At 25.3% G+C, this 1,841-nt stretch carries 2 protein-coding genes; both read left to right on the forward strand.

The features are described from left to right. Window positions 1-286 precede the first annotated feature (286 nt). Window positions 287-985 (forward strand): ABC transporter permease subunit, encoded by a 699-nt coding sequence (locus OL66_RS00375; RefSeq protein ID WP_034172021.1) that lies wholly within the window; start codon window positions 287-289, stop codon window positions 983-985. After that, a complete protein-coding gene (locus tag OL66_RS00380) occupies window positions 978-1,724 on the forward strand; it encodes an amino acid ABC transporter ATP-binding protein (RefSeq protein ID WP_034172022.1) in 747 nt (248 codons plus the stop codon). Before OL66_RS00375 ends, OL66_RS00380 begins: the two co-directional genes overlap by 8 nt. Window positions 1,725-1,841: the final 117 nt, after the last annotated feature.

Consider the following 1,841-nt stretch of genomic DNA (forward strand, 5'->3'; position numbering starts at 1 on the left):
CAAAAAACAATAATTATGTAAAAAAAACACCATCACCAAACAAATAATGTGTTATAATAAAGACATTAAAACTTAAATGAAATATTTTTTCTTTTGAAAAACATTAATAAATTAAATAACCATTAAATTAACTAATTCACAAAGTGAATTTTAAAAAATATTATGAAATTTATTATCTTACATCAAAACCAAAGAAAATAACAAATAATTTAAGTAAAATTGTATAAAATTATATCAAAAAATACAATTAAATATACAAAAAAGGAAGAAACTGTGGAACGATCCTATGAAAAACTGCTATAATTTATTTATAAATAATCTACCCTCATATTGGAATGTAATTTGTACTACTATAAGCCTTGCTTTTTTAGGAACATTAGGGGCTTTTTTGTTATCTTTATGGCTCCTTTATATCAAAGGAATCAGAAAAAAGAAACGAATAAGATTTTATGAGAGATATTTTTACAAAACAATAGATATTATCTTATATTTTTATATCTTTTTTGTTAAAAGTGTCCCTATGATGTTACAAGCAATGCTTGTTTTTTATGGACTTAGAAGAATTGGTTATTTTGAATGGTTAGAACCTTTTCAAGCCGCACTATTTATCCTTATTTTTAATTCTTGCGCTATGTTAGCAGAATTTATGATTAAAAATATGTCCTTTTTTGACCCTGGTCAAATTGAGGCATCCCTAGCTTTAGGAATGACTCGCAAGCAAGCTTTTAAACGCGTTATATGTCCTCAAGTAATCCATCAATCTTTACTGCGAATTATCAATGAATTTATTCTAAATATCAAAGATATTTGTGTTTTTTATGTAATTACAGTTGTAGATATTTTTACTTTTAGCAAAAACAATTATAGAACATCAAATAATTTTGGTTTTTTAATCAACGCATCTTTAATATATATAATTTTAATTTTCATCTCTTCTTATCTTTTAAAAAAATTAGAAACCAAATTAGGTAATAAAAATGCATAATATCATCGAAATTACAAATCTCCAAAAAAAATATGGCACTAAAGTTGTTTTAAAAGACATTAATTTAAAAATCAAACAAAACGAAATTATTACTTTAATAGGGCCTTCAGGAGCTGGTAAATCTTCTCTTTTAAGATGTCTTAATTTATTGGAAGAACCTGATTTTGGCACTATTTTATTTGAAGGCACAAATATCTTAAATCCAAAATATAATGTGTATAATTTAAGAAAAAAAATTGGCATGGTTTTTCAACATTTCAATTTATTTGCCCACAAAAATGTCTTGAATAATTGCACTTTGGCAATCACAGAAGTATTTAAAAAAAGCAAAGAAGAAGCACAAACAATAGCACGCGAAAAATTACAAAAAGTAGGACTCTTAGATGTAGCATCTCAAAGCATTCAAACACTTTCAGGAGGACAAAAACAACGGGTTGCAATTGCAAGAGCCTTATGTATGAATCCAGAAATAATTTTATTTGATGAACCTACCGCTTCTTTGGATCCACAATTAACTAAAGAAGTTCTTGATATTATGACTAATTTAACTCATGAAAAAATAACTATTATTTTAGTAACTCATGAAATTGCATTTGCTCAAAAAATTTCTGATAGAATTGTTTTTATGGCAGATGGCATAATTTTAGAAGAAGGAACTCCACAACAAATCCTTAACAACCCTCAAAGTGATAAATTAAAAACTTTTCTCAAAGATGCTTCTTTTAATAAATACAAATGATTCAAAAATAATAAATTTAAAATAGGCAAGCCAAAAAGAAAAACTATAATCAAAAAAAATATTAAATAAGGCGTTTTAATAAAAACGAGCAAATAACAAAAGTGATAATTTTATAAT

It is taken from the genome of Chrysanthemum yellows phytoplasma, from assembly GCF_000803325.1.
GTDB lineage: Bacteria > Bacillota_I > Bacilli_A > Acholeplasmatales > Acholeplasmataceae > Phytoplasma > Phytoplasma asteris.